This window comes from Paraburkholderia bengalensis (assembly GCF_037126505.1).
Taxonomy (GTDB): domain Bacteria; phylum Pseudomonadota; class Gammaproteobacteria; order Burkholderiales; family Burkholderiaceae; genus Paraburkholderia; species Paraburkholderia bengalensis.
The window spans coordinates 1-2,271 of record NZ_JACFYJ010000224.1 but is presented as its reverse complement, the minus strand read 5'-3'; the positions used below and the strand labels follow the sequence as shown (position 1 = coordinate 2,271).

Annotated in this window: 1 protein-coding gene; it reads right to left on the bottom strand. The window is 61.2% G+C overall.

The window, feature by feature from the left end; translation table 11 throughout:
• Positions 1-72: 72 nt before the first annotated feature.
• Positions 73-2,271 (bottom strand): putrescine-ornithine antiporter (gene potE, locus H3V53_RS42785; RefSeq protein ID WP_336602983.1); only part of this gene is annotated, 2,199 nt, incomplete at its 5' end.

The following is a 2,271-nucleotide window of genomic DNA, read 5'->3' as shown; positions in this document are numbered from 1 at the left end:
GCGTCGCAGATAGCTGGCGGATCCAGGCAAGCGGGCTGCCGCACTGGGCGCCGCCTGGTTTGCCCGCTGAACTCACTCCGGAAGCGCACTGAGCCGGAAGAAATTGCGCGTATCTGCATCAGGCACACCGAACCATCTCGTGTACAAGGCCGGAAACTCCGAGGAAACGAAAAGATGGCTCAATGTGCGATCAACCAGCAGTCTCAGATCGTCGTCTCCCCGCGCCATTCCGATGGCCACGGGCAGATAGGTAAAATGACGATCGAGTACCGTCAGGTCACCCGACGCCGGACTGCTGCTGGCGACTGCGAGCAACAGCGAACGTTCGCCAAAAAACACGTTCGACTGGCGGTCTAGAACCCTGCGTACGCCTGCCTGCACATCGGTGACAGGAATGACGGACGCCGTAATCTGGAACTGCGCAAGCCTTCCGCCGAGCCAGCGTTGTGCGGGTGAACCGTCGATAACCGAAATGGTCTGCCGCGAAATCAGCTGTGCCGGTACCGCGCGCCAGGTGGGATGCGATGGACTTGCTCCGGACAACACTTCCTTCAGCCCGGCCGGCGCATCGGAGCGCACAACCGCGCCGATGCCACCCGGATATACGGGGATGGAGAACGACATGCCGGCCCTGCCCACAAGCGTATCGGCGTCTCCGCACAACAGATCGATCCGGTGTTCCTGTACGGCGCGCATGCGGGCGTCGGGTGTGACGGCTATCCAGTTGATTTTCAGCGTGCCGAGACCACTTTCAGTCTTGATCGCGTCGGCGATCGTCTGGCACAGTGCGACGGTGTACCCGGTGATGCGGCCAGTCTGGTCCTTGTAGGAAAACGGCTGCGCGTCGCTGAGGTAGCCCAGATTGATCGTGCCGGACTGTGTGACTCTCGCCAGCGTTCCCGCTAAAGCAGGCTCACCCGCATGAGCTGGCCGTGGCAGCAGGCCCGCCAGCACCAGACAAGCGATTGTCAGTGCCGCCGCCGCAGAGGCTGCGGCCGCGCGTCCAGAGGAAGTCACCGCGGCGAACCGGAAGGCCATGAAGCCGTAGATCACATAGCCGATCGCCATGACCAGCATGCCGCCGAGCACAGCGTCCTTGCCGGACGCATAGATCGCATAGACCGAGTACGCGAGCGCGATGACCGTGACGATCGCATTGACTCGGTATTTCGTCGGTGCTGTTCCTGCGTTGCGCATCATTACGAACAGCGCCGACAACGAAATGATATACGGCAGCACATTGGTGACGACGGCCAGATTGACCAGTGCGGCGAACTGTTCACTCAGGTTCGGCGAGATGGTTGACAGCGCCATCAGCGACTGGACAACGCCCATGATGACCATGCCTGCGATAGGTGCGCCCATCCTGTTCGCCCTGCCGAAAATGCCAGGGAACATCCTGCTGTCCGCGGCATCTTTAGCCGTCTGGGCCAGTGTGAACTGCCATCCAAGCAACGATCCCACGCATGCGAGTGCCGCAAGCGCCATCACGATCGAACCGACCGCCGGGTTGAACATGCGCGCAAAGGCGAGACCGAATGGGCCTGTCGACGCGGCGAGGTCTGCATTGGGCACGATTCCCTGGATGGCTGCCGTGGACAAGATATAGATCACTGCCGCCCCCAGTGTGCCGAACATGCACGCCAACGGAACGTCGCGCTTGGGATTCTCGACAGCCGATGAGTTCTGGACTGCCGATTCCATCCCGAGGAACGCCCACAGGGTCAGCGAAATGCTTGAACCCATGCCCTCAAGCAGGCTGACGCCCTTCGGATTCCAGGCAGCGGCAAATGTTCCGCCGTGGAACCAGAACCAGCCGGCGATCGAGATGAACCCGACGGGCAGGATGACGCCCCATACGGTCACCGCTCCAATCCGTCCCGTGACTTTCGGGCCGCCAAAGTTGGCGACAGTTGTGAGCCACAGCAGAGCGATCACACCAATGCAGGTTGCGACCGGTGACGATGTGAGCACAGGGAAGAACGCCGCGAGATAGCCGAGCGCCGAGCTTGCGACAGCGACGTTCGCGATGGCGATCGACAGAAAGTACAGGAAGAACACCTGGAAGTATCCGTCCTTGCCATAGCCATCCTCCGCATAGGCTGCCATCCCTCCCGCGCGCTGGTTGAGCAGCCCTGCTTCGGCGAAACCATAAGCAATAGCCAGCGACCCGACCGCCGTCACGAGCCACGACAGCAGGGAAATCGCTCCCACCTTTGCCATATTCGTCGGCAACATGATGATGCCCGAGCCCATCATGTTTACCGTGAC